Source organism: Enterobacter hormaechei subsp. xiangfangensis, assembly GCF_001729785.1.
GTDB lineage: Bacteria > Pseudomonadota > Gammaproteobacteria > Enterobacterales > Enterobacteriaceae > Enterobacter > Enterobacter hormaechei_C.
In genome coordinates, this window is the sequence record NZ_CP017183.1 from 3,401,564 (window position 1) to 3,427,241 (window position 25,678).

The 25,678-nt window shown below is 51.6% G+C and carries 27 protein-coding genes and 3 pseudogenes; 4 read left to right on the plus strand and 26 right to left on the minus strand.

Annotation, left to right across the window (positions count from 1 at the left end):
- Window positions 1-142 precede the first annotated feature (142 nt).
- On the plus strand, window positions 143-1,693 hold the full coding sequence (gene mltF, locus BFV63_RS16185) for a membrane-bound lytic murein transglycosylase MltF (protein ID WP_022651605.1): 1,551 nt from the start codon (window positions 143-145) through the stop codon (window positions 1,691-1,693).
- On the opposite strand, the gene tadA is transcribed toward mltF, so the two are convergent.
- From tadA to murQ, 4 genes are read right to left on the minus strand one after another with little or no spacing between them, the layout of a single operon-like run.
- The gene (tadA, locus tag BFV63_RS16190) at window positions 1,581-2,120 is read right to left on the minus strand and encodes a tRNA adenosine(34) deaminase TadA (RefSeq protein WP_022651606.1); all 540 of its coding nucleotides are present in this window, start codon (window positions 2,118-2,120) and stop codon (window positions 1,581-1,583) included. The two genes, mltF and tadA, sit on opposite strands and share 113 nt — an antisense overlap.
- 24 nt (window positions 2,121-2,144) lie before the next feature.
- Entirely contained in the window at window positions 2,145-2,780 is a 636-nt protein-coding gene (gene yfhb / locus BFV63_RS16195; protein WP_048240402.1) for a phosphatidylglycerophosphatase C, read from the minus strand.
- Window positions 2,781-2,783: 3 nt separating this feature from the next.
- Window positions 2,784-4,148 carry a PTS transporter subunit EIIC gene (locus BFV63_RS16200; RefSeq protein ID WP_023314660.1) on the minus strand — a complete coding sequence of 455 codons (1,365 nt, stop codon included), beginning with the start codon at window positions 4,146-4,148 and terminating at the stop codon, window positions 2,784-2,786.
- A gap of 9 nt (window positions 4,149-4,157) precedes the next feature.
- The gene (gene murQ / locus BFV63_RS16205; protein ID WP_003860700.1) at window positions 4,158-5,054 is read right to left on the minus strand and encodes an N-acetylmuramic acid 6-phosphate etherase; all 897 of its coding nucleotides are present in this window, start codon (window positions 5,052-5,054) and stop codon (window positions 4,158-4,160) included.
- 118 nt (window positions 5,055-5,172) lie between these two features.
- Between murQ and BFV63_RS16210 the strand changes: the two genes are divergently transcribed.
- Both BFV63_RS16210 and BFV63_RS16215 read left to right on the plus strand, forming a co-directional pair.
- Window positions 5,173-6,021 (plus strand): MurR/RpiR family transcriptional regulator, encoded by an 849-nt coding sequence (locus BFV63_RS16210; protein WP_003860702.1) that lies wholly within the window; start codon window positions 5,173-5,175, stop codon window positions 6,019-6,021.
- 56 nt (window positions 6,022-6,077) lie between these two features.
- Window positions 6,078-6,338, plus strand: a complete 261-nt coding sequence (locus BFV63_RS16215) for a YfhL family 4Fe-4S dicluster ferredoxin (protein ID WP_003860704.1) — start codon at window positions 6,078-6,080, stop codon at window positions 6,336-6,338.
- On the opposite strand, the gene acpS is transcribed toward BFV63_RS16215, so the two are convergent.
- The 11 genes from acpS to BFV63_RS16265 all read right to left on the minus strand — a co-directional run bounded on the left by acpS (window position 6,335) and on the right by BFV63_RS16265 (window position 18,474).
- The gene (acpS, locus tag BFV63_RS16220) at window positions 6,335-6,715 is read right to left on the minus strand and encodes a holo-ACP synthase (protein ID WP_003860706.1); all 381 of its coding nucleotides are present in this window, start codon (window positions 6,713-6,715) and stop codon (window positions 6,335-6,337) included. The genes BFV63_RS16215 and acpS overlap by 4 nt on opposite strands.
- A complete protein-coding gene (gene pdxJ / locus BFV63_RS16225; protein ID WP_003860707.1) occupies window positions 6,715-7,446 on the minus strand; it encodes a pyridoxine 5'-phosphate synthase in 732 nt (243 codons plus the stop codon). Before pdxJ ends, acpS begins: the two co-directional genes overlap by 1 nt.
- Before the next feature lie 75 nt (window positions 7,447-7,521).
- Window positions 7,522-8,229 carry a DNA repair protein RecO gene (gene recO / locus BFV63_RS16230; protein ID WP_003860708.1) on the minus strand — a complete coding sequence of 236 codons (708 nt, stop codon included), beginning with the start codon at window positions 8,227-8,229 and terminating at the stop codon, window positions 7,522-7,524.
- Between the two features lie 17 nt (window positions 8,230-8,246).
- Window positions 8,247-9,152 carry a GTPase Era gene (era, locus tag BFV63_RS16235; RefSeq protein WP_003860709.1) on the minus strand — a complete coding sequence of 302 codons (906 nt, stop codon included), beginning with the start codon at window positions 9,150-9,152 and terminating at the stop codon, window positions 8,247-8,249.
- The gene (gene rnc / locus BFV63_RS16240) at window positions 9,149-9,829 is read right to left on the minus strand and encodes a ribonuclease III (protein WP_003860711.1); all 681 of its coding nucleotides are present in this window, start codon (window positions 9,827-9,829) and stop codon (window positions 9,149-9,151) included. Before rnc ends, era begins: the two co-directional genes overlap by 4 nt.
- Before the next feature lie 223 nt (window positions 9,830-10,052).
- Complete coding sequence (gene lepB, locus BFV63_RS16245) at window positions 10,053-11,027, minus strand: signal peptidase I (protein WP_003860712.1); 975 nt, start codon at window positions 11,025-11,027, stop codon at window positions 10,053-10,055.
- Window positions 11,028-11,042: 15 nt separating this feature from the next.
- Complete coding sequence (gene lepA, locus BFV63_RS16250) at window positions 11,043-12,848, minus strand: translation elongation factor 4 (protein ID WP_003860714.1); 1,806 nt, start codon at window positions 12,846-12,848, stop codon at window positions 11,043-11,045.
- 976 nt (window positions 12,849-13,824) lie between these two features.
- On the minus strand, window positions 13,825-14,757 hold the full coding sequence (locus BFV63_RS16255; protein WP_048240400.1) for an RNA-guided endonuclease InsQ/TnpB family protein: 933 nt from the start codon (window positions 14,755-14,757) through the stop codon (window positions 13,825-13,827).
- Window positions 14,758-14,902: 145 nt separating this feature from the next.
- A complete protein-coding gene (locus BFV63_RS16260) occupies window positions 14,903-16,627 on the minus strand; it encodes a FliC/FljB family flagellin (protein ID WP_063155750.1) in 1,725 nt (574 codons plus the stop codon).
- A 759-nt stretch (window positions 16,628-17,386) separates the two neighbouring features.
- Complete coding sequence (locus BFV63_RS23125; protein ID WP_006811569.1) at window positions 17,387-17,809, minus strand: hypothetical protein; 423 nt, start codon at window positions 17,807-17,809, stop codon at window positions 17,387-17,389.
- 116 nt (window positions 17,810-17,925) lie between these two features.
- Entirely contained in the window at window positions 17,926-18,474 is a 549-nt protein-coding gene (locus BFV63_RS16265; RefSeq protein WP_058670589.1) for a recombinase family protein, read from the minus strand.
- 145 nt (window positions 18,475-18,619) lie between these two features.
- On the opposite strand from BFV63_RS16265, the gene BFV63_RS23445 reads away from it, so the two are divergent.
- Entirely contained in the window at window positions 18,620-19,354 is a 735-nt protein-coding gene (locus tag BFV63_RS23445) for a phage tail fiber protein (protein WP_232969905.1), read from the plus strand.
- Here the strand turns inward: BFV63_RS23445 and BFV63_RS16275 are convergent.
- The 11 genes and pseudogenes from BFV63_RS16275 to BFV63_RS16330 form a co-directional block, all read right to left on the minus strand.
- Window positions 19,320-19,790, minus strand: a pseudogene (locus BFV63_RS16275) (phage tail fiber protein); the annotation flags it as partial. The gene BFV63_RS23445 and the pseudogene BFV63_RS16275 overlap by 35 nt on opposite strands.
- 323 nt (window positions 19,791-20,113) lie before the next feature.
- The gene (locus BFV63_RS16280; protein WP_234794286.1) at window positions 20,114-20,713 is read right to left on the minus strand and encodes a phage tail fiber protein; all 600 of its coding nucleotides are present in this window, start codon (window positions 20,711-20,713) and stop codon (window positions 20,114-20,116) included.
- Window positions 20,714-21,028, minus strand: coding sequence for a hypothetical protein (locus BFV63_RS16285; RefSeq protein WP_069597569.1), 315 nt, complete (start codon window positions 21,026-21,028; stop codon window positions 20,714-20,716).
- Window positions 21,029-21,071: 43 nt separating this feature from the next.
- Window positions 21,072-21,371, minus strand: a pseudogene (locus BFV63_RS23195) (phage tail tip fiber protein); the annotation flags it as partial.
- Window positions 21,370-21,570 (minus strand): annotated as a pseudogene (locus BFV63_RS22755) (terminase large subunit domain-containing protein); the annotation flags it as partial. The pseudogenes BFV63_RS23195 and BFV63_RS22755, both read right to left, overlap by 2 nt.
- Window positions 21,548-22,528: a terminase small subunit gene (locus BFV63_RS16295; RefSeq protein ID WP_047721184.1), complete on the minus strand. Its 981-nt coding sequence runs from the start codon at window positions 22,526-22,528 to the stop codon at window positions 21,548-21,550. The pseudogene BFV63_RS22755 and the gene BFV63_RS16295, both read right to left, overlap by 23 nt.
- A gap of 219 nt (window positions 22,529-22,747) precedes the next feature.
- On the minus strand, window positions 22,748-22,978 hold the full coding sequence (locus BFV63_RS16300; protein ID WP_063155751.1) for a hypothetical protein: 231 nt from the start codon (window positions 22,976-22,978) through the stop codon (window positions 22,748-22,750).
- Between the two features lie 1,095 nt (window positions 22,979-24,073).
- Window positions 24,074-24,343, minus strand: a complete 270-nt coding sequence (locus tag BFV63_RS16315) for a hypothetical protein (RefSeq protein WP_023314673.1) — start codon at window positions 24,341-24,343, stop codon at window positions 24,074-24,076.
- Between the two features lie 7 nt (window positions 24,344-24,350).
- Window positions 24,351-24,980, minus strand: coding sequence for a glycoside hydrolase family 19 protein (locus BFV63_RS16320; RefSeq protein ID WP_023304238.1), 630 nt, complete (start codon window positions 24,978-24,980; stop codon window positions 24,351-24,353).
- A complete protein-coding gene (locus tag BFV63_RS16325) occupies window positions 24,980-25,261 on the minus strand; it encodes a phage holin family protein (RefSeq protein ID WP_022651286.1) in 282 nt (93 codons plus the stop codon). Before BFV63_RS16325 ends, BFV63_RS16320 begins: the two co-directional genes overlap by 1 nt.
- Window positions 25,248-25,634, minus strand: coding sequence for a phage holin family protein (locus tag BFV63_RS16330; protein WP_063155753.1), 387 nt, complete (start codon window positions 25,632-25,634; stop codon window positions 25,248-25,250). The genes BFV63_RS16325 and BFV63_RS16330 overlap by 14 nt, the downstream gene beginning before the upstream one ends.
- Window positions 25,635-25,678: the final 44 nt, after the last annotated feature.

Here is a 25,678-nt window from a genome sequence, read left to right on the forward strand (position 1 = left end):
TTAACAATAGATGTGACCTGTCTCTCTAATTGGTTGCCAACTGGCGCTACTTTGCGCAAAATGCCGCTCAATCAATGGCAAACTCTACTCTTAACATGACTACAGCACACTGAGGCAACCGGCGTCGCAGAGAATTAACTAATTGAAAAAATTAAAGATTAATTATCTGCTCATCGGCATTGTTACGTTGCTGCTGGCAGTGGCCCTCTGGCCGTCTATCCCCTGGTTCGGCAAGGCCGAAAACCGTATCGCCGCCATTCAGGAGCGGGGGGAGTTGCGCGTCAGTACCCTCTCCTCCCCGCTTATTTACGACGATATCAACGGTAAAACCATCGGTCTTGATTACGAACTGGCACAGCTGTTTGCGGACTATCTGGGCGTGAAGCTGAAAGTTACCGTGCGGCAGAACATCAACCAGCTGTTTGATGATTTGGACCATGACCGTGCCGATATTCTCGCCGCAGGTCTGGTGTACAACAGCGAACGCAGCAAAAACTATCAGCCGGGCCCGACCTACTACTCCGTGTCGCAGCAGGTGGTTTATCGTGTGGGTAGCCTGCGCCCGCGCTCACTGGCCGACATCACCGACCAGCAATTGACCATTGCGCCAGGCCATGTGGTGATTGACGATCTGCGGGCGTTGAAAGAGAAAAAATACCCTAACCTCAGCTGGACGGTCGATCCTAAACTCGGCACGACCGAATTGCTGGAGCAGGTAAAAGATAAAAAGCTGGCCTATACCATTGCTGATTCGGTGGCGATCAGTCTTTTCCAGCGCGTTCATCCTGAAATCGCCGTGGCGCTGGATGTGACCGACGAACAGCCGGTGACCTGGTTTACCCAGCTGGACGACGATCAAACCGTCTCTGCGGCCATGCTCGATTTCTTTAATTCCATCAATGAAGACGGCACCCTGGCGCGTCTGGAAGAGAAATATCTCGGTCACGGGGACGATTTTGATTACGTTGACACCCGCACCTTCCTGCGCGCGGTGGACAGCGTGCTGCCGGACCTGCAACCGCTGTTTGAGAAGTACGCCCAGGAGATTGACTGGAAGCTGCTGGCGGCAATTTCCTACCAGGAATCGCACTGGGATGCTCAGGCCACCTCCCCCACGGGCGTGCGCGGGTTGATGATGCTCACCAAAAATACCGCCCAGAGCCTCGGCATCAGCGACCGGACCGATGCGGAACAGAGCATCAGCGGCGGCGCGCAGTATTTACAGGATATGATGGCGAAAGTGCCGGAGACGGTCCCGGAAGGGGAGCGGATCTGGTTTGCGCTAGCCGCCTATAACATGGGGTATGCGCATATGCTCGACGCGCGGGCGCTGACGGCGAAAACCAAAGGTAACCCGGACAGTTGGTCAGATGTAAAACAGCGCCTGCCGCTGCTTAGCCAGAAACAGTGGTACCAGAAGCTGACGTATGGCTATGCGCGCGGCCATGAAGCGTATGCCTACGTGGAAAATATTCGTAAGTATCAGATAAGCCTGGTGGGATATCTGCTGGAGAAAGAAAAAGAGGCGGCCGAGGCGCAACAGCTGGCTGAAAGCTATCCGGTGGTCGCACCGGAAGAGCTTAATCACCCTGCGGTTTCAATTCTGCCTTTTGTTGCTTTTTCTGCTGCCGACGCATTCGAAAAAAGTCACTTAACAGACCCGAACATTCTGGTGCAAGTACCCCGCCGATAGTTTTCACCTGGTGGTTCATCCCCGGATGCCCAAGTACGTCCATCAGTGAACCAGCAGCGCCCGTCTTTTCATCCCGCGCGCCAAACACCAGCGTACCGATTCGGCTGTGCACCATCGCCCCGGAGCACATTACGCACGGCTCAAGGGTGACATACAGGGTGGTATCAAGCAGACGATAGTTTTGCAGCACCAGTCCGCCCTGACGCAGCGCCATAATTTCAGCATGCGCGGTAGGATCGTGACGGCCAATCGGACGGTTCCACCCTTCCCCAATCACCTGATTGTTATGGACCAGTACCGCGCCCACGGGCACTTCGCCCTCTTCCCAGGCGCGCTGAGCCAGCGCCAGCGCATGGCGCATCCAGTATTCATGATTGTGTTCAGGGTTGGACAAGGGCTGATACTCCAGTCGAAAAGCGGGCGGCATTATACACAGCCGGTACAGATAAGACTATTCGAGTTGCTGAAGTTCGCCCAGAGGCGTGACGCGCCAGCGGTGCTGGCAAAAATAGAGCAGCGGGTTGTCCTGCTTGCTGTCGCTGTAGCCGCTGTACAGACGCAGCGGCGTACCGATGCGTTTCTCCAGCTGCACCACTTTTTCATGTCCGAGGCAGCGCAGGGTGAGCACCCAGCCGCCGTAGCCGCGCGCGATCTGCGTGGCGATAAGATTTACGCGCGGCAGCCAGGGCGTATCAAAATAGACTTGCTCCACCAGCGTCTGCGGGGAGCCAGTAATCAGCCAGATATCGGCATCATTGGCGTCGAGATAGCTGGTCAGGCGCGCCTGTACCACGGGAAACGCGGCGACGTGCTCGCGAAACCAGTGCGCAAAATCCTGTTCGAGCTGCTTGAGGCGCGCTTCGCTATGACCAAACGTGCATCCCCAGAGCAGCAGGCTCATCGGCCAGCGCGCTGCACGGCCTTTCACCAGCAGCGCGATGCCAATAACGGGTAACAGGGGTAATACGAGCAACGCGTTAAGGGGCTGGCGCCGTAGCAGGTAGCGCATAAAGGTGCCGAACATATCCTGCTGATGCAGCGTTCCATCCAGATCAAAAAAGACAACGCGACGCTCGTGACTGGCCAAACCTTACTCCTCTGGGTCGTTGAATCCTAACAGCCAGGTAAACAGGAACCCGGCGATCACCGCTACCAGATAGCCTAACAGATAGAGCATCACTTTTCCGGTCACGATGGTTAATGCCAGCGGTAACCCGGAGATCCCGAAGGTAATGACGGTCGCCACTTTCCAGTAGCTGATTAACGCCCCGCCCACCGCCCCACCGAGACAAGCGGCCAGGAACGGCTTACCCAGCGGCAAGGTCACGCCGAAAATCAGCGGCTCGCCGATACCGAGCAACCCGACCGGCAGCGCCCCTTTAATGACCTTTTTTAAACGCGCGTTGCGGGTTTTCATCAGCACCGCGATGGCCGCGCCGACCTGCCCAACGCCCGCCATCGACAGGATCGGCAGCAGGGCGTTATAGCCGTGCGCCTGTACCAGTTCGACGTGAATCGGCACCAGCCCCTGATGCAGACCGGTCAGCACTAACGGCAGGAAGGTCCCGGACAGCACGGCCCCCACCAGCAGCCCGCCGCGATCGATCGCCAGAGACGCGCCGTGGGCGATGGCTTCAGAGATCGCGCCGCCTAACGGTTGCAGCGCCACAATCGCCACGCTCCCGGTAATCAATGTGGTCAGCAGCGGGTTGAGGATCAGTTCAATCGAGCCTGGCAGCAACGCGCGTAGCTTTTTCTCAATCCAGCACATCAGAATGACCACCAGCAGCACGGCAATCACCCCACCGCGGCCAGGCTGAAGCGCCTCGCCAAACAGCGTAATCTGCGCCAGCTGCGGGCTGGAGAGGATACCCGCCATTACGCCGCCCATCGCCAGCGAGCCGCCGAACACTTTGGCCGTGTTCACCCCCACCAGAATATTCATGATGGCAAACACCGCGCTGCCGAAAATCGCCAGAATACCCAGCAGGTTCGGATACTGGGTGGCGAAATTCCCGACAATATCCGGACGCTTGAGGATATTGATAATCCCGGTGATCAGCCCCGACGCGATAAACGCCGGGATAAGAGGAATAAAGACGTTTGCCAGCTGGCGCAGCGCATCGCTCATGGGGGCTTTGTATTTGGCTTTCGCCTGCGCTTTGGTGCGTTCCGCGTCGTCAAAGGCGGGAGCCGTTTCACCGCCCGTCATCAGGGCGCGCATGGCATCAACCACCTGCGCCGCTTTGCCCGGACCGACAATCAGCTGGTGCTGTTGCCCCTGTTTAACGTACCCGCTCACGCCAGGGAGCTGCTTCAGGCGCGTTAAATCAAGCTTTTCGTCGTTGTACACCTCGACGCGTACACGCGTCATGCAGTTTTCCAGACGCTGAATATTTTTTTCCCCACCGATCCCAAGCAGGATGTCGCTGGCGAGCGCTGCTGTTTTGTCCATAAACGCCTCTTATTGATGTTCTAATGCCGCCCGTAAAAACCCGTGATGGGCTTCAAGCCTGGCTCTGGCCGCGGCTGCATCCAGCCCGGTTAATATCATCAGAATGGCGGGTTTTACATCGTGATCGGTCTGCTGAAGCACCTTTTCCGCCTCTTCACGACTGGCGCCTGTCGCTTCCATCACCATGCGGCAGGCTCTGTCCACCAGCTTGACGTTGGTGGCCTGCATATCCACCATCAGGTTTTGGTAGACCTTGCCAAATTTCACCATCGCGCCGGTGGAGATCATATTGAGCACCAGCTTCTGTGCGGTTCCGGATTTCAGGCGCGTGGAGCCGGTGAGCGCTTCCGGCCCGACGACCGGAGAGATGGCAATGGCGGCCACCTGCGCAATCGGCGAGCCCGGGTTACAGGAGATGGCCACCGTGGTACATCCCGTCTGTCTGGCGTATTCCAGCCCACCAATGACGTACGGCGTACGACCAGAAGCCGCCAGCCCGACGACCAGATCCTGCGCGGTCAGGTTCAGCGCCCTGAGATCGTCCTCCCCAAGCTGTTTATTGTCTTCTGCCCCTTCCACCGCTTTCAGCAGCGCGCCGGGGCCACCGGCAATCAGGCCAACGACCAGACCGTGCGGAACGCCAAAGGTCGGGGGACATTCTGAGGCATCCAGCACACCGAGGCGCCCACTGGTACCCGCCCCCATGTAAATAATGCGTCCTCCTGCTTTCAGAGCGTCGGCAGCGGCGTCTACGGCTTTCGCCACCTCGGGCAATGTCTCTTTGACTGCCAGCGCGACGAGGGTATCCTGTTGATTAAAGCGGTTTACCAGCTCCAGCGTGGACAGTGCATCAAGATCCATGGTTTGCGGGTTACGCGTTTCAGAAACAAGAGAGCCTAGATTCATGTTATTTACCTCTGGAATTTTTAATTCATAATAAACGCACTATAATGGAATATAAAATTCATTCAGGCGAGCATAATTCGTATTTGCGCAGGTAATCACATTTTCGCCAGGAGACCGTATGAACTGTTTAATTCGTATTCGCCAGCGCTACGCAGGGTTTGCCCAGAGTGACAAAAAGCTGGCGGATTATTTACTTTCCCAGCCCGATCGCGCGCGACACCTCAGCTCCCAGCAGCTGGCAGGCGAAGCCGGGGTGAGCCAGTCGAGCGTGGTGAAATTTGCCCAAAAGATAGGCTATAAAGGCTTTCCGGCGCTAAAACTGGCGATCAGTGAAGCACTGGTAAGCAACCCTAATCCGCAGTCAATGCCGGTGCATAACCAGATCCGCGGCGACGATCCGATGCGTCTGGTCGGCGAAAAGCTGATCAAAGAGAACGTGGCGGCAATGCATGCCACGCTGGATGTGAACACGGAAGAGAAGCTGCTGGAAAGCGTAGCCATGCTTCGCGACGCGCGGCGTATTGTATTGACCGGGATCGGTGCGTCCGGACTGGTTGCGCGTAACTTTGGCTGGAAGCTGACAAAAATCGGCTATAACGCCATCGTTGAACAGGATATGCACGCGCTGCTGGCGACCGTGCAGGCCATGGATCCTGACGATTTACTGCTGGCCATCTCCTATTCCGGCGAGCGCCGTGAAATTAATATGGCTACCGACGAAGCCCTGCGCGTAGGAGGAAAAATTCTGGCCATTACTGGCTTCAGCCCGAATGCGCTCCAGCAGCGGGCCACCCGCTGTCTGTATACCATCGCCGAGGAACAGGCCACTCGCAGCGCGGCGATTTCGTCGACGAGTGCGCAGATGATGCTGACGGACCTGCTGTTTATGGCGCTGGTTCAGCAGGATCTGGAGCGTGCGCCAGAGCGTATTCGTCACAGCGAAGAGCTGGTAAAAAAACTGGTTTGAACAACGAATGAGCGTATAATGCCCGCCCTGTTTGTGATGTTTCTGAGAATTTCCTGATGGCGCTGTTAATCACCAAAAAATGCATCAACTGCGATATGTGCGAACCCGAATGCCCGAACGAGGCGATTTCGATGGGCGACAGCATTTATGAGATTAACAGCGACCGCTGCACCGAGTGCATTGGCCACTATGAGACGCCGACCTGCCAGAAGGTGTGCCCCATTCCCAATACGATCTTAAAAGATCCGGCACATGTCGAGAACGAAGAACAGCTGTGGGATAAGTTTGTCCTGATGCACCATGCGGACAAAATTTAACCTTCGATAATCACCGTCGCACAGGCGTAGTGGCGTTCATCTGCAAGCGTTACGTGCATGTGCGCCACGCCCAGCTTCTCCGCCAGCTTAAGCGCCTCGCCCCATAAACGCAGACGTGGCTTACCCAGCTCATCGTTAAACACTTCAAACTGGTTAAACGCCAGGCCGTTACGAATGCCCGTGCCGAACGCTTTCGCCGCCGCCTCTTTTACCGCGAAACGCTTTGCCAGAAAGCGCACCGGCTGCTGATGCGCCTCCCAGATAGCCCATTCGTTATCGCTCAGCACGCGTCTTGCGAGGCGATCGCCGCTCCGGGCGATCACCGCTTCGATGCGGGCTATTTCAACGATGTCGGTGCCTAAGCCCAGAATAGCCATTACTGACGCGCTTCCAGCATCAGGCGCTTCATCTCGGAAACCGCTTCTTTCAGGCCGCTCATCACCGCACGACCAATAATGGCGTGGCCGATGTTCAGCTCGTGCATTTCCGGCAGGGCAGCGATGGCTTTTACGTTGTGATAGGTCAGGCCGTGACCGGCGTTAACCTTCAGTCCCAGGCTCGCGGCGTAGGTTGCCGCTTTGGCGATCCGCTCCAGCTCTTTCGCCTGCGCTGCGTCGTTTTCAGCATCGGCATAGCAGCCGGTGTGAATTTCAATATACGGCGCGCCCACGTCGGCAGCGGCTTTAATCTGGGTGAAATCGGCGTCGATAAACAGTGAAACCAGGATACCGGCATCCGCCAGGCGTTTGCAGGCATCGCGCATTTTGTCGAGCTGCCCGGCCACATCCAGACCGCCTTCGGTGGTCACTTCCTGTCGTTTTTCCGGCACCAGGCAGCAGAAATGCGGCTTCGTATCGCAGGCAATCGTCAGCATCTCTTCCGTTACTGCCATCTCCAGATTCATGCGGGTATCCAGCGTCTGGCGCAGGATACGCACGTCGCGATCGGTGATGTGGCGACGGTCTTCACGCAGATGGACGGTAATGCCGTCCGCCCCAGCCTGCTCGGCGATAAACGCCGCCTGAACCGGATCCGGATACGCCGTGCCGCGCGCGTTGCGCAGGGTGGCAATGTGATCGATGTTGACGCCTAACAGTAATTCAGCCATGACAATCCTCGGTATTTTTGTTCATTTACCTTCTCCCTCTCCCTCCGGGAGAGGGCTGGGGTGAGGGGTAAAACATTAGCGTTTCGGCATAAACTGCCTGAATAATTCGCGGCTCTTTAAAGGTTTGCCCCCAAGATACGGCTTGAGCGCAATTCGGGTAAAGCGTTTTGCCGCACGCAGGGTGTCGGCGTCCGGGAACTCGCGTTCATACAGTGCTCTGAGCTGGCGCCCGGTAAAGGTGCTGTTATCGACGACGACACTGGCAATAAAGCCCTTTTCCTCACGATAGCGATAGGTCATGGTATCTTCTACCTCGTCCCCACTCCCCGCGCAGTGCAGAAAATCAACACCGTATCCAAGGTGACCGAGCAGCGCCAGCTCGAAACGACGCAGCACAGGCTCAGGAGTGCCGGTTGCGCCAGCGAGCGACTGGATACAGTGCAGGTAATCAAAGAAAAGTTCAGAGAAGCGGGTCTCATGTTCAAGCACCCGTGAGATGAGTTCGTTGACGTACAAACCGCTGTAGAGCGTGATACCAGAAAGAGGAAGCGCGAGGGAAACGGCTTCAGCACTGCGGAGGGTTTTGACTTCCCCTCGCCCGCCAAAGCGGACCAGCAGTGGGGTGAAAGGCTGCAAGGCACCTTTGAGATTAGAACGTCTGGAACGTGCGCCTTTGGCAACAAGGCGCACGCGACCGGACTCTTCCGTGAAGACGTCCAGCATCAGGCTGGTTTCGCTCCAGGGACGACTATGCAGGACAAAGGCGCGCTGCCATCCATCCATATGCTCGTCGTCTTAGGTTACTGATCTTCGCCGTAACCGAGGCTGCGCAGCGCACGCTCATCATCGGCCCAGCCAGATTTCACTTTCACCCACAGTTCCAGGTGAACCGGTGCTTCAAACATGTCCTGCATGTCTTTACGGGCTTCGATTCCGATAGTTTTGATCTTGGCGCCTTTATTACCGATCACCATCTTCTTCTGCCCTTCACGCTCAACGAGGATCAGACCGTTAATATCGTAACCGCCGCGCTCGTTGCTCTGGAAACGCTCGATCTCCACCGTCACAGAGTACGGCAGTTCAGCGCCCAGGAAACGCATCAGCTTCTCACGGATGATTTCAGACGCCATAAAACGCTGAGAGCGATCGGTGATGTAGTCTTCAGGGAAGTGATGAGTCGCTTCCGGCAGATGCTTGCGCACGATGCCCGCGATGGTATCAACGTTCAGACCCGTCTCCGCAGACAGCGGAACGATGTCGAGGAAGTTCATCTGGCTGCCCAGCCATTGCAGGTGCGGCAGCAGATCGGCTTTTTCCTGCACATTGTCCACTTTATTGACCGCAAGGATCACCGGCGTTTTGCCGTCGCGCAGCTTGTTCAGGACCATTTCGTCGTCCGGCGTCCAGCGGGTGCCTTCCACAACGAAAATCACCAGCTCTACGTCGCCAATGGAGCTGCTCGCCGCCTTGTTCATCAGACGGTTGATGGCGCGCTTCTCTTCCATGTGCAGGCCCGGGGTATCGACGTAAATCGCCTGATACGCGCCTTCAGTATGGATACCGACGATGCGGTGACGCGTGGTCTGCGCCTTACGCGAGGTGATAGAAATCTTCTGCCCAAGCAGATTATTCAGCAGGGTGGATTTGCCAACGTTCGGACGTCCGACGATGGCAATAAATCCGCAATAGGTTTTGTCGATGCTCATTCCAGCTCCAGCATTTTTAACGCCTGTTCGGCGGCAGCCTGTTCAGCCTTACGACGACTTGAACCCGTGCCGACCACCGGTTCACTCAGGCCACTGACCTGGCAATGGATGGTAAATTCCTGATCGTGCGCTTCGCCACGTACCTGCACCACCAGATAGGATGGCAGCGGCAGATGACGACCCTGCAAATATTCTTGCAGACGCGTTTTAGGATCTTTTTGTTTATCGCCCGGGCTGATTTCGTCCAGGCGGGTCTGATACCAGTTCAGGATCAGCTTTTCTACGGTCTGGATATCGCTGTCCAGGAACACGCCACCGATCAATGCCTCGACCGTATCGGCAAGGATGGATTCACGACGGAAACCACCACTTTTCAGCTCACCTGGCCCCAGACGCAGACATTCACCCAGCTCAAACTCGCGTGCGATTTCAGCGAGGGTATTGCCGCGCACCAGCGTGGCGCGCATGCGGCTCATATCACCTTCGTCCACACGCGGAAAACGATGATAAAGCGCATTTGCAATCACGAAACTTAAAATAGAGTCGCCTAAAAACTCGAGACGCTCATTATGTTTGCTGCTGGCACTGCGATGGGTTAATGCCTGTTGCAACAACTCCTGATGATGAAAAGTGTAGCCCAGCTTCCGTTGAAGCCGATTAATTACGATGGGGTTCATGCGATACCAATAAATGAATGCGTCAAAAATGCAGCACACGAAACCGACCTGAGAAAACCAACGCGGTTTCGTGTGCCGTGGCACCCTTGCAGGGCCAACCTTAAACTTCGGGGGAATATTCTATACACAACGACAGGGGATGTCGTTAGTTCAAAGAGATTTATCGCTGAAATAATTCACGTAGCGGCGAATAAAAGCCGCTACGTGTTATTTTTGACGAAAATTAATGAATTCCGCCAATACGATTCAGGCGAACGCCGGTCGGCCACTCGCCTTCCTGCTTCTCAAAACTCATCCAGATAGCCGTTGCTTTACCGACCAGATTCGCTTCCGGCACAAAGCCCCAGTAACGGCTGTCCGCAGAGTTATCGCGGTTGTCACCCATCATGAAGTAGTGTCCCGGTGGCACAATCCAGGTCGCCAGCTGTTGGCCTGGCTGCTGGTAGTACATTGCCAGTTGATCCTGTGCGATTGGCACGGTCAGAATGCGGTGAGTGACATCGCCCAGCGTTTCTTTCCGTTCAACCAGACGAATACCGTTCTCTTTGGTTTCACCTTTGGGCACCTGGAAGAATCCGCTGGTCGCTTCACCGCCGTTACGGCGGGCAAAGGTCTGCACAAAATCACTTGGCTCAACGTTGGAGTAAGTGACTGGCAGCGCATTTTCACATGCAGTTCCAGAGCTACAGCCTGGCTGAATGGTCACCTCTTTCGCCACCGGATCGTAGGTTACTTTATCGCCCGGCAGACCTACCGCGCGTTTAATATAATCCAGCCGTGGATCTTCCGGATATTTAAACACCACGATGTCGCCACGTTTCGGATGACCCGTTTCGATCAGCGTTTTCTGGTAGATCGGATCTTTGATGCCATAGGCAAACTTCTCAACCAGAATGAAATCACCGATCAGCAGCGTTGGCATCATCGATCCTGACGGGATCTGGAACGGTTCATAGATAAATGAACGCACCACCAGCACAATCGCCAGCACCGGGAATACCGATGCCCCTGTTTCCAGCCAGCCCGGTTTTGGGCCGACTTTTTTCAGGGTTTTCGCGTCCAGCGCATCGCCCGTGGCTGCCTGCGCGGCAGCCTGACGTTCACGGCGTTTTGGGGCGAAGATAAACTTATCCAGGCACCACAACAGACCTGTCACCAGGGTAGCGATGACCAGGATCAGGGCAAACATGTTCGCCATGCCAACTCCTTAAGGTTATTTACCGTTACCGTCTTTACCAACATGAAGGATGGCAAGGAATGCTTCCTGCGGCAGCTCAACGTTACCGACCTGCTTCATACGCTTCTTACCTTCTTTCTGCTTCTGCAACAGCTTTTTCTTACGGCTGACGTCGCCGCCATAGCACTTAGCCAGAACGTTTTTACGCAGCTGCTTCACGGTTGAACGGGCAATGATGTGGTTACCAATGGCCGCCTGAATCGCAATGTCAAACTGCTGACGCGGGATGAGATCTTTCATCTTCTCAACCAGCTCACGACCACGGTACGGTGCGTTATCGTTGTGGGTGATCAGCGCCAGGGCATCAACACGCTCGCCGTTGATCAGTACATCCACGCGAACCATGTTCGAGGCCTGGAAGCGTTTGAAGTTGTAGTCCAGCGACGCATAGCCACGGGAGGTAGACTTCAGACGGTCGAAGAAGTCGAGCACTACTTCCGCCATCGGAATTTCATAGGTCAGCGCCACCTGGTTACCGTGGTAAACCATGTTGGTCTGCACGCCACGCTTCTCAATACACAGGGTGATCACGTTGCCGAGGAACTCCTGCGGCAGCAGCATGTGACACTCTGCGATAGGCTCGCGCAGTTCCTGAATATTATTCAGTGGCGGGAGCTTGGACGGGCTGTCGACGTAGATCACCTCTTTAGACGTGGTTTCTACTTCGTAGACAACCGTCGGGGCGGTGGTGATCAGATCCAGATCGTATTCACGCTCCAGACGTTCCTGAATGATCTCCATGTGCAGCAGACCGAGGAAGCCACAGCGGAAGCCGAAGCCCAGCGCCGTTGAGCTTTCTGGCTCGTAGAACAGGGAGGCATCGTTGAGGCTCAGCTTTCCGAGCGCATCGCGGAAGTTTTCGTAATCGTCAGAGCTGACCGGGAACAGACCCGCATAAACCTGCGGTTTCACCTTTTTGAAGCCTGGCAGCGCTTTATCTGCCGGGTTACGTGCACCGGTCAGGGTATCACCCACCGGCGCGCCGAGGATGTCTTTAATGGCACAGACCAGCCAGCCCACTTCGCCGCATTTCAGCTCGGTACGGTCAACCTGTTTTGGCGTGAAGATGCCCAGACGGTCAGCGTTGTAGACCTGGCCGGTGCTCATGACCTTGATTTTGTCGCCTTTACGCATGGTGCCGTTTTTAATACGCACCAGCGAAACAACGCCGAGGTAGTTATCAAACCAGGAGTCGATGATCAGCGCCTGTAGCGGCGCATCCGGGTCACCTTCCGGCGGCGGAATATCACGCACCAGACGTTCCAGTACATCCGGAACGCCGACGCCGGTTTTCGCCGAGCAGCGCACTGCATCGGTCGCATCAATACCGACGATGTCTTCAATCTCTTCCGCTACGCGCTCAGGATCGGCGGCTGGCAGGTCGATTTTATTCAGAACCGGCACCACTTCGAGATCCATTTCCATGGCGGTGTAGCAGTTTGCCAGCGTCTGGGCCTCTACGCCCTGTCCGGCATCCACCACCAGCAGCGCGCCTTCGCAGGCCGCCAGCGAGCGTGACACTTCATAAGAGAAGTCAACGTGCCCTGGGGTGTCGATAAAGTTCAGCTGATAGGTTTCACCATCGGAAGCTTTATAGTCGAGCGTCACGCTCTGCGCTTTGATGGTAATACCGCGTTCGCGTTCCAGGTCCATGGAGTCCAGAACCTGGGCTGCCATTTCACGATCAGACAGGCCACCGCAAATCTGGATAATACGGTCAGACAGCGTCGACTTACCGTGGTCAATGTGAGCAATGATGGAGAAATTTCTTATGTTCTTCATATGTATGGATTTATTTACTCGCTATGCGGATTAAATCTTCTTGATGGACACAGCGGTGGACACTCCACAGTAACTACCCCATCAACGACTGGCATGCATATTACACTGTAGCGCCCAAATCGTCAGCATACGATCTCCTGTTCATTGAGTGATAACGAGTGCCTACAGTTAAGCAATGTAAATTAAATTGTTGGGCAGTCATCATCACCCAGCGCGCGGTTGATGAAGAACGTCACTCTGCCAAGCACCTCCCCCTTCCAGAGCAGCACCTTCGCTCGCTTCGCCATCATCTGTCATGAGTGACAGCCCCATCAGATTGGCAAACTGTGTGTGGCAGTCGCACAGAATCAACAACACATCACTTGGCGTCTTCTTCATTACAGGTTCGATTACCGCAAAGCCTTTATCAGTTTCGAAGCTCGCTCTGCAACTCTTACTATCGCCCCATCACCGGCCATTCGCCGCCCGTTTTGCATAAGACGGGCGGCAGTTTACTTAACTCGTTCTATTAAGGATATTGCGTGTTTTACTCAGCTTTTTTTATCTTCTTTTTCTGCCTCGTAAATTGCTCCTATACTTCAATTTTCACTCATTGTTCCGTACACAGCCAATAGAGCAGTCAAGTAATTCTATTTTGTAAACAAGCTTGGTAACCTGAGTCTGTCGCTGACCCAGTAAGTTTTAAGCCTATTTTCAAGAATCACTGAGGGGAGGTACTAGTTGAGATACCGAGTAGTTTATAAATTACGTTTTGAGTTAGCTTTTAGCTTTCACAACCGAAAACTCGCAAATCCATTTCAACACACTTATATACTTCCGCTTGTAAAGTATTGGACCAGACGTTGACATTCTCAATAACAATCAAGAGATTCTTGCTTCAACGGAAGTTGAATTAACCTTCCTCCACAAGCATAAACGACATGCCCTGCCGCTTAAAATTCATCACATAGTACAACATCATCACGGAAAAAAACCGTTACAAGAGTTTACTTTCTCGGCGAATAATTTCACCACCTAGCCACTCTTGTTTGTATATCAACTGCCTGACAAATTCGTATCTCATACTCAGAGTCTTATCGTTCTTGGCAGATACAGAATCCATCAAGTTCACAACCTCAACAACTGCGTGATTTTTACAAATTGCCGTGGTTGCTTTATGGATATTATCAAGTCTTATCCTTGCTGCCTTTGATCTTACTCTATCAATTTTACCTTTGGTTTTTAGCCAATTTTTGCTGTATTTCTTTCTTCTCGCCAGTGTTTTATTGAGACGGATTAACTTTTTCCTTTCTTCCGCTTGGTAAGTGTTATCACCGCCAACCCCAGATGACAGATGAACGCTATTCACATTATTAAGTACAATTGTAGTTTTGATATCAGAGGGGTGTATTGGATCAGGAACTGTTTGATCTGTATTAAAACTGATATACCATTTCCCCTGATTAAGGGAAATAGTTGCATTTTTTAAATCACCAATGATTTCACGGCTCTTGCGATACTTTACCCAGCCGACTTTAGGGAGAGATACCAGTTTTTTTTCTTGATCTACTCTAACCCTTTGGCATGGTATACGGAAAGAATCATGCCGACCTTTCTTTTTAAACTTTGGATATTGTGATTTGCCGGTGAAAAAGTTTCTGAATGCTCTGTCTAAATCTCTTAACGATTGCTGTAAACACTGAGATGGAGCTTCTTTCAACCAAGAAAGGCTCTCTTCATTCTTCCATTGCACTAATTCAGAAGCCAGCTGATTGTAGCCTATGAATTTTTTACCCGAACGGTAACTCTCGTTAAGAAGAGCAAGGCCTTTGTTGTAAACAAAACGACAGGAACCAGCAAAGGCCAAAAAGTCAGATAACTGACCTTTGTTTGGTTCAAGCAAAAATTTGAATGCCTGTTTTTTAATCACAACTGGACCTGTGTAAACGGAGCGAAACTGGTGAAATGCTAAATCATCGTGCGAGCTTTGATTAAAGGATTTGACTACTTTTAACGACCTTATTCAGCCAATAAAAAAGCCCCACATATATGGGGCTTTGACACTTAATATGAAATTAGCCTTGCAGCAGAGACAGAACCTGCTGAGGAACCTGGTTAGCTTTGGACAGCACGGAGTTACCAGCCTGCTGAATGATCTGCGCTTTGGACATATTCGACACTTCAGTCGCATAGTCGGCATCCTGAATACGGGACTGCGCTTCAGACAGGTTAGTGGTAGTGTTGTTAAGGTTGGTCACAGCAGAGCTCAGACGGTTCTGTACTGCACCCAGAGAAGAACGGAACTTATCGATAGAGGCAATAGCATCGTCCAGCGCTTTCAGTGGGTCAGCAGTGGTTGCTGCTTTAGTTGCTGCATCTGTGGTGAATTTCCCATCTTCCTGTACATATACAGCCTTACCGGAATTGTTAGTAATGGAGCCGTCTTTCTGCAGGAAAATCTCAGTTTCATTCTTGGCAGCTAACGTACCGTCAGTCTGAGTGTAAGCTTGCTTAGCACCAATTGTAACTTTGCCAGTATTAGCTGCTACTGTCGTTGTGCCAGTTGTGAAACCAGTCGTTTTGGTAGCAGACTGCATAGCTTCAGCGCTGATTCGGGCACCAGTAACTACAATTGCACCACTCTGACCAGCAACAGTTGCACCCGCTAATTTGATTTCAGTCTTATCTTCGGTCGTAATGGTGACTGGAACTGCCGCCGCAGGAGTAGTTGTGTTTTGAGTAAGAGCATCAAGAGTTGCAGGCTTAATATCAGCACCAGCATTGTTCTGAGTCAGGTTGCCATCAATACCAATGAAAAGCTTGGAACCATCTTTCGCAGTGATTTTACCATCGCTTGACAGAACAACATCTACAGATGTTGTACCAATCTTAACGTTCAGATTAGCGGTATCACCTGCTTTAGGAGTCAGGATAGATTGTAACTTGGCGCTATTACTTGGAGTTGTTGCGTCACCAGCTGCAATAGTAGCATTGAATGTAAAATCATTAGTATCTTTATGATACGTATAGTTACTACCAGTAACAGCGTCGAAACCACTGGTAATATTAGCATTAACTACGGCAGTATCACCTAAGCCAGCAAACACGTCAGCTACGGTAGATTCGTTCAATCCCGCGCTTACTGTATACTTAGTTACGCCATTAGCATCTGCAGCAGGAGCAGCGATAGAACCGCCAGCAGCTGTTGTAGTGAGCTGAGCAGCTGTCAAATCAGCTTTAGTTGCTGCCTTATTAGCTACTGAACCTTCACCATTAACGTTAAAGCCAGTCAGGTTCAGAGTAGACGAGTCAATTTTTTTCAGGTCGATAGTGATGGTCTGGCCATCGTTCGCGCCAACCTGAATTTTCATGGAGCCGTCTTTTGCCAGCACGTTCACACCGTTGAACTGAGTCTGACCGGAAACGCGGTCAATTTCGTCCAGACGGGATTTGATTTCGTCCTGGATGGAGTCCAGGTCAGACTGGGAGTTAGTACCTGTAGAAGACTGAACGGTAAGTTCACGGATACGCTGTAAGTTGTTGTTGATTTCAGACAGTGCGCCTTCAGTGGTCTGCGCAACAGAAATACCGTCATTGGCGTTACGCGCAGCCTGAGTCAGACCTTTAATGTTAGAGGTGAAGCGGTTGGCAATCGCCTGGCCAGCAGCGTCATCTTTTGCACTATTGATACGCAGGCCGGATGACAGACGCTCAATGGCTGTTGACATCGCAGACTGGTTCTTGTTGATGTTGTTCTGAGTGATCAGCGAGAGGCTGTTGGTATTGATGACTTGTGCCATGATAGTAATTCCTATTTGACTGAACTTAAATTAAGTTTACGGCTTGCACCATTTGGCTCCTGCGCCGCTATGTTCACTATCGGCAAAGTATTCTGGACCTTTAGAAGAAAAAGTGAAAACCGTCCCCATCTGCTTTCAGGCCCCAAGCGAAACAGAACTGTATGCTTGTGATAATTTCGTTTTAATGCCCTTCAACCCACCATAATAAAGCCATATAATTCAATATGTTGAGCATCGTAAATAAACTATCTCGTTTGACAAACTGGCTACCTCTTATAAACCTCTAATCTCTTCATTTCTCAGCACTCAACAAGCGAGCATAACCCGATGCTCCGATGGTAAGACCTATCCAAGGCGCAAATGCTTAGCTATCTCATCGGATGGCACCTTGTTTTATCTGTCTTTTTTAGTAGGTGTATGTAAGATGGTTTTACATTACAGTCATTCTCTGTCTAATACATGATCAGGAGATTTGTTCAGTGAATGTTTCCGCCCGTTTTGTTATACTCTTAAATCTTGCATGCGCTGCTTTATTATTTACTCTACTCAATGCCAGGTTTGATTTATTCTGATCAGGATCTCATTTTACTTACTCGAAATCCCTCCTAAGATTCATGCATGTACATATCTTACATCCAATCGAGTAGTAAATCGAAAAGCATCAGGGATGAATAATGACTTGATAAAGGACGTGCTCATAGACCATCGCCCTAACCTTCCATACACAGGTGGGTATGTAGTGTATGAACCCCCGTCCATCTAGTTCCTTCCGATCACCCTTAAAGCACTTTTCATGGTGATGTTTTTCCTTGTTACATATTTGGATGCTTGTTTTAAGGCATTATTCATTGCTATTACAGTCACAGGCCTAGCTAATCCTTTAACTCGATTTGATCTACTCTGGAAAACATAAATATCAGAAGGATTGCAATCCTTTCTGTACGCAATTAACTTAGAAAGCAATAAATTTAATCTAATTGTTCGTGGCTCAAATTTTGGAGTTCCAGCCAAGTGCAGCATGTCATCTTCGATATCGGAATATCTAATAGTAATCACCCTGCTGCCTTCAGCACGGAGAGAAAACAATGTTAGCCATAAGTCTGCCCATGTTGATGAGATTTTAGACAATTCAAAGTGAATAGCCCTAAACTCTTCAGGTGTAATAGAATCTGTTTTTGCCATGAATACCCCCAATGCTCAACCCAACCGCTTACCAAAATTTCAACAACTTTATTACATCATTTCAATACTTTATTCCGAAAATTGGATTAAATGTTCAATATTTTTTTCCTCTACCCCTACCGCGCCGGAAATTTTTTATACAAGGTGCACACCGCAACGTCGTAAATAATCGCCACCTGCTTTCTGTCCATTCCGTTTGCGATCAGCCTGCCAGCCTGCGCCCATTGCTCAGGGGTTAACTTCGGCCTTCTGCCGCCTATGCGCCCTTTCTCCCGGGCTGCCGCCAGTCCTGCCCGGGTGCGTTCCACGATTAACTCCCTCTCCATCTCGGCCAAGGCTGACATGATGTGGAATATGAAACGCCCCATTGGGCTGGAAGTGTCGATGCTGTCCGTAAGGCTTTTGAAGTGGATGCCGCGCTGCCGGAGTTCGTCGACCAGCAGTACCAGATTTCGCATGCTTCGCCCGAGGCGATCCAGCTTCCACACTACCAGCGTATCGCCCTCACTCAGCGTACGAAGAAGCTTTTTAAGCGCTGGCCGGTTCGCTACCGTCCCGCTCATTTTTTCCTCAAAAACCTGTTCACATCCTGCGCGTTCGAGAGCTTGTCGCTGAAGATCTGTGTTTTGGTCATTTGTTGACACCCTAACGTAGCCAATTTGCATATTTTTCACCCAATATTTTCTGCAAAAAAATCAGGTGAAGTTATCGGCATGGATGCCGCAGGGCAATCTATAAAACGTCGGTTTGGGAAGTAGCGCAACGAAAGAGGCTCAATCCTCCACAATTGACACCACAGTCGGGGTTACGTTGATTAACGGTGCATGGGGTCTTGGCGCTGGAGGTGTAAACTCAATTTCCTGGGGAGATATTGCAAGGCAAGGTAGATCCTCATTCGTTTCCAGTCAGACCGACGCTCCAGCTCAAAATACATTATTTTATGGAGTAAATGCATCTCACCATGCCGATGCAGGTTATGCTGCACAGTTTGCAGCCAGGGGGCAAATTGGTTTCTTTTGGCGCACTCGAGAGGCTCTCAGTTTCAATGCCTGGCGAAAAGTTTACGATGATGGTAATACCACCAAAGCCAGCGACGGAACTCTTAAGGCTGCTTCACCGGTTGCCCGTATTGTGAAAAGCCAGGAGGAATGTCAACGCACTGATATAGATGAATCAGGTTTTGTCTGGTGCGGGTGCGGTACGGCGAACGCCGAGGCTGAAGGGATCAAAATCTCTCGGCTGGATGTTGGGGTATATATTCTTACCGGTTCGGATGGACTGGCATCAGAAGGCTGGCAGCTGCTGCCGCCAATGGACCCTGGCGGCATGGGCGAGATGGGTGTTGTTGAAGCGGAGCAGACTGAAAGCGGCGGACTGACTATCCGCTTGTTTAAACAGAAATACATGCTGAGCGATGGCGTGGAGATCGTCAAAACGAAAGGGGAACCGATGGACGTGCCGGTGAACAGTTGGATCGATGTTCGCCTGGATATGCCAGATGATTCTGCCTTTAATCAGCGGATAAATCAGGAACTTCAGCCATAGCCACACGCTGATTCCAGATACTGTTTTGCGGCATCTCTACCCGGACACTGACAAACTGATCGGCCGGAATATCGGCCGGTTCACCATCTACTAAACCTTCCCGTGAGTTCCTCGCAAATATCGGTGCTGTCGGGTATTCCCGGTGGAATGTTTTCACGAGCACTGACCCGTCGGCATTTACCTCGTAGTCAAGCCATATTAATGCCTGCCCATTGCGATCTTTAGGGATAACAAACCCACCATCAACACCTCCCCAGGCAGCATCTGAGTTCATTCCCATGCAGCCCTCGATCAGATACTCTCCAGTTTTCATGCGAGTTACAGTACAACCTTCCGATTCTTCATTAGTTTCACATCTACCGCTGCTGAAAATCTTAACGACGGGTGAGGCCGTTTTAAGGAAACCATTGCTATCGACAGTCGTGTTAAGTGTTGTCTTGGCTATAGCTCTCCAGTCTTCTGATCCAGATGAAACTTTATTGAAATAAATTTGGCCATCTTGCCTGACGAAAATATTAAATTTAGTTGGGGAGCTATACATAATCCCAACCCCAGCCCCCCAATGCCCAAAGAAATTGGAGCCCGTTGTATTATTTTGTCTGTAAAACCCCGTTGAATCTGTAGCCACTTGGCCATTAGTGCTGACAGATGGATACGTTGCTCCTAACCCAAAACTTTTAGTGCCATCATTCGTTGATGTAAGCACCTGATTCAGTCCTGCCCCAGAATCAAGAATAGCTGCACTTCCCAAACCGACCTTTATTCACCCGCATCGGCAATCATGGCCAGCTCTGCTGCTCTGATTTTTTGGTTGTATAAAGAATCGGCAGGCATTTCGACACGAACGGATACAAACTGGTCGCGGGGGATGTCGGCCGGATCACCATCACTTACGCCTTCTATTTCGTTCCTGCCGAAAGCTGGCGCATCAGGGTGAGTACGGTGATAGGTTTTCACCAGTAAAGAACCATCGGCGTTAACTTCATAATCCAGCCAGATAAGCGGTTGCTTGTTGCGATCGGTTGGGATGTCAAAACCTCCATCGATGCCGCCCCATGCTGCGTCTGAGTTCAGCCCCTGACACCCTTCCACCAGATATTGGCCGGTAGCCAGACGGGTTACAGTGCAGCCCTCTGATTCGTCATTAGTTTCAAACGAACCGTCTGCAAACAACTTAACTACTGGGGAGGCAGCCTTAACAGGCTGACCTGCGGGGAATGTGTGCGTCACTTTGGTATTAAACCCCGATGTTCCCTGAAGTGCCGCTATCTTTCGTTCCTGTAGAGCGATTGGCGAGCTGTTCGCGGTCACCCATACTTCCCCGCTGGTCGTCGTCAGTAAAACGCCATACTCCGCCATTTATGCCCTCTCGATCTGGAAAATGAGATAAGCCGCTGCCGCAGGCTCAGTCCCTGCTGAGTAGTCGGTATCGCCTACTGCTGACACTGTTGCGGTTCCCCCTGAAATGGTGATCTTCCTCCGACTCGTACCAAACTGTTCGCCGTTCATGCTCTGAAAATAGGTCAGCCTGCAACCCGGTGGAAGCGCTACGGTGTAAGAGGCTGTTTTCTGGTTCTGGGCCAGCTGGAGATAGCCACAAACGCTGACAGGCTTAACGCCATAATTATTAACATTGCCTGAGGCGTCCCATGTCTGAACACCATATTCCGCCATCCAGTCCTCCTGAAAAAAAAGAGGCCCCGTAAGAGGCCTCCCGTTACCATGTGCCAGTGATTCTCCCTATCTGCACCCTCAACACATTGTTGGCATCCTTGACACTGATCGTTTGATTAGTCTGCTTCATGGCCCCCTCACCAGCTGTCGAACCGTAGTTCTCAAACGTACCTCCCTTATCCAGCCTCCATCCGACTGAGCCAGCGACATAGTTATTGGACTGGATGTAGTTGCCGATCTTGTTGTTGTTGATGGTGCCATCACCTATCAGCGCGTCTCTGATGAACACCTGCCCGTTCTGAATAACGAACGGAAGCGTAACGGTCGCTCCGGCCTGGTGAGTAGAAGATGTCACGAATCTGCGGATATGTTGGAGCGAAGTAGCCCTGGTTGATTTTCGGATGCTCCCACATCCCTTTACAGATGCCGCCACAACCCACCCACGTCTTGCCGGAACCGAACCCGGCAACGTAGGCTTTGAATTTGTGCTGCATCGCGAGGAAACGCGCCTGAGGAATGTTAAGTGTCGGGCTGATCCCCATCTTCCGCCCTCGCGTCCACTACGTTGATATTAATCTGCACTGGGGTCGGTTCGTCATCATCACCATCACCGGCCAGCTCTTTGCGGAGTTTTTCCACTTCCAGCAACCGGCGGTCGATTTCGATCTGCTGGAGACGCTGAGCGAACTCGCTATCCGCCAGGCCAAGCCGTTTCATTACGGCTTCGAACATTCGCTCACGGCTGATAGCGGTTATCTCGACGCCGTTCTTACCGACTTTTACGCCGGAGTAAGCGAGCCGAGAAGTTGCCGGGAGCTTTCGTGTATCAGGGAAATACGGTTGACCAATACCATCGCCGTTACAGCGCGGACAGCCAGGGTTAGCTTCTCTGGTGTGATCGTAGCCATAGCCGCCTACATCGACGGGCTCGCGACTTTTCCGTTCAAGCGCTTCGAGGCGTTTCTCTTCGAACTCCACCATATCGCGCCACTGGTACTGGTGACCGAATCCCCAGCAGTAACGACACGCGCCGCGACGATACTGTGAAAGCTGGTTTGCATCGAAGGTGGCGAGCTGCCAAATCTGCGCGAGGACTTCATCGGCACCGCCAAGCGTGCGCGCAATGGAGGCTTTCTGCTGATGCGCAATGGCCTGCGCAACGTTAGGATTCGTTATGAGCTGACGGCCGTAGTTTGGGTCACTATAACCAGCACGTGCAGCGGCAGCGGTGGCGTTGTTGTCCTTCAGATACTCCGCGACAAATAAGCACTGCTGAGCAGTAAGTCCATCATCATCCACCAGTTCATTTGCGCTTTTATCTTTCTGCGCAGTGCGCATTTTTTTCTGCGCAGGTTTTTGCGCAGAAGTTTTTTTGATATATCGTCGGGCGGTAGCGTAGTTCAGTCCCTGCGCTTCACACCATTCCTTTGGTGATACGCCGGTTGCGGCATGTTCGGACAGGAACCGTTGCTGAAGCTCTCCCCAGTCCGGTTTTGCCATTATTCACTCCAATAAAAAAAGCCACCAGCGAGTGCCAGTGGCTTGAATGTGGTAATCAGAAATGGGTTCGAACCGTTGGGACAAACAATATTAAGCGCTCACCCGCTGGATTAAAGTAGCATCACGCTTCGTCTGGCCGATATGAACTCCTGTATCACTCTACTGACGTATAGAACCAAGCATGCCCCATCCTACTGCTACGCGCCAGTCTCGCTGCTTTCAACCAAGCAGAGCATCATAAGCCTCGATAATTTCTTTCCTGCTCACGTATCTGTCGGCTGCCACCAATATGGCTCCACTTTCGCCTTTCAGAAAAGTTGAAAAAAAAATCACCACATCCAAACACCTCACCTCATCATTAGCATACAGATAAAGAATCTTGCTCCGATAACTTCGAATTTTCAGCAACTTAGCAGGCTCATCATCAGCAAAAATCAATAGCTGTGCCATAAAATCTCCTTCTACACATAATTCCTTACAAGAGAAGATTGTTAGTCCCATGAACACTCAATCACATTGACGAATCTTTTGCCTGTGATTTACGTTACCTTTAATAGCCCAAAAGTCTTTTTTAACTCATTCACCTGAATTCAATTCTGAAAGAAGTGAAAATGGCAGCAAACAAATCACCAGGAGTTTAACTTTCTTTAATTAGTTATAGTGCAGAATGCTTAACCCTGTATATAGAGTTCGCTTCTTCGCACTTTTCTTTCAAGTATATGAACCGGGTGGATACTTCACTGTTTGAGCAGTTCGTTACAATGCAGTAACCCTCTACCCATGCCTTTTCATCCTTTTCGGCAAACAAACTTTCGAAAATGGCAGCCCAAGTGCTGTTAGGCATGCGTTCCAGTTCAAAATACTTCATTGTCCCTCCCTCACGAAGGGTTCTGTACTCATCCAATCCTAAGATTTTCATACTGCATCTCACGGTCTTTTTAATGTTATGATTTCTAGCATCATATCCAGGCTTTTCCTACCCCAAAATCCATGGGACTCTGCATTTTATCATCATTAGCAACCAGCAGATGAGCTTTGTAATAGATGAAGAATGCGCATAAGAAAGCCATAGCTATTCATGTGACATGCCTGTCCTCAGTATTGGATTTAGGTTACCTCCTGGATAAAAACTTACCCATCAACATTAAAAATACAACGATTCCAACAGGCACTCCAACAATAGGTGTAGCGAACGCGCTTACTCCCACGGCGGCAACCATACCTCCCAAAGTACTAAACATGATGGGTATGATTAACATAATGATAGCCTGGGGTATTCCTGCCTTCCAGAGGAGTAACACCATAATGACAACAAAGAACACCATGAGAAAAGGCATTGTTTGCCCCCTTAATTAAACACACTCTCTATATAACGACCATTTGGAAAATTTATTTAGTTATCTTTCAATTAAGGCCTACTTGCAGTTCGCCTGCCACGCTTTGTTATGCGCCAGGATGTCGCGCTTCGTCTGCCTGTCCAGTACATCCCAGTCGTGCGCTGTGCAGTAGATGGGTTTAACCCAGTCGCAAGACGTATCGGCTACCTCAACCCTTACGGGTCCAGTTGTCCCGCAGCTCGCGATCAACATCGTCGTCAGACATATGGTTAACAGTCTGCTGTACATTGCTGGCCTCTTTCGTTGCTTCTACCCGGCGTTCGGCTGCTGCGACCGTTGCCGCTGCGTTATCTTTGGTGCGCTGCTGGTCGGCTTTCGCTTCAGCTTTGCTGGTGCCGCGAATATGGCCCAGGCCAAAAGCGCCTGCAATGGCGGAAATCACCAGTGCGGCCAGCCCGATTATCGTTTCGATACCCACTCTCACCTCACACCAAAACTGATTTCGCCAGATTAAACAGCGCACGGCGTTTATCCAGCCCGTTGCGGCCGCCATTGATTAACAGTGTCACGCGCTCAATGTCGCCGGAATGAAGAAGGCAACCGCGGGAGGCATAGAACCATGCGGCAGAGCGCGCGGCGTATTCATCCTTTTCAAGCAGCTCCGGATGAGTAACAAGGTCCAGTTTCAACGCCTGGCCACAACTGCGATAGTTGCTCAGGCCGGTAATCTGTTTCAGCCCACGACCGCGATATTTCCAGCCATCACCAGCGACCTGATTGCCAAGGTGTTCTTTTCCCCACTCACCACCGTATACCAGATTGGCGATCGCTTTCTGGTTTGCCGGTTGCGTTGCCGTTCTGCCAAGTGCGGCGGATTGCTGTTGAGTGATGCGGTGGCTGCCGAACGTCGGTACCAGGTTTTCAACCGCGTAATTCAGGTTCTCCACCAGTCGGGTAAATCTGGTGCTTTCATGCCCCATCTGGGCAATAAACATGGCCTGATCAAGCGGTGCGGTGATGCCGTATTCCTTCATGGCGGCGTCGATATGCGGAAACCAGCGCGCAGCTAATCCGGCGCTGATACCAGCCGCCTTCTGAAATTGTGATTGGTTCATTAGTGCCTCAGATGATCAACCAGACGTGCAACGTTGCCTTTGACGGCCACCAGCACGGAAAGGAATATGATATTGGCCGCAATGGTGGCCCATGATGAATGCGGGTAGATCCCACACAGGTACGCCAGCGGTACAGCGCTGTAAGTGACGGTAATCAGCCAGGCTAAACGCGAAATCCATGGCCGATGCCGCGAATCACCACGGCGGTAAAACATCAGAGTAATTACAACTCCGGCGCAGAGCAGCGCGTTGATAGTTGCTGTTGGGTCATTTAGTACCACCTGAACCTCCCCGGCGCGTTATCAGCGCCACCAGCGAGCCGATGTCCTGCTTGTTCAGGAACGTAAGGATTTGAACGGCTAACGCAGAAGCTATTACGGCACCAATAGCATCCAGAGGCTTCTCGGTGTACCCCGTCCAGCATGTGAGTTTTGCCCCCAACAACCCCGAACAAAGAATGCCGACGATATACGACACGAAGAAGTATGCCAGGCGACGTAACACACTCAGGTCAGCCGCTGTCGCTATGTAGAATACTGCGCCTGCAAATGCTCCAAAAACAACACCGTAATCAGTTCCGGTCAATAGACCGTAAACACTGGCTCCAGTCAAAGCTAAACCGGCCAGCCCTGTGCCGGAAAATGGATCGGACATAGGTCTCCCCTCATATAGCTGTGTATCCTCTCAGTAATGAGGGG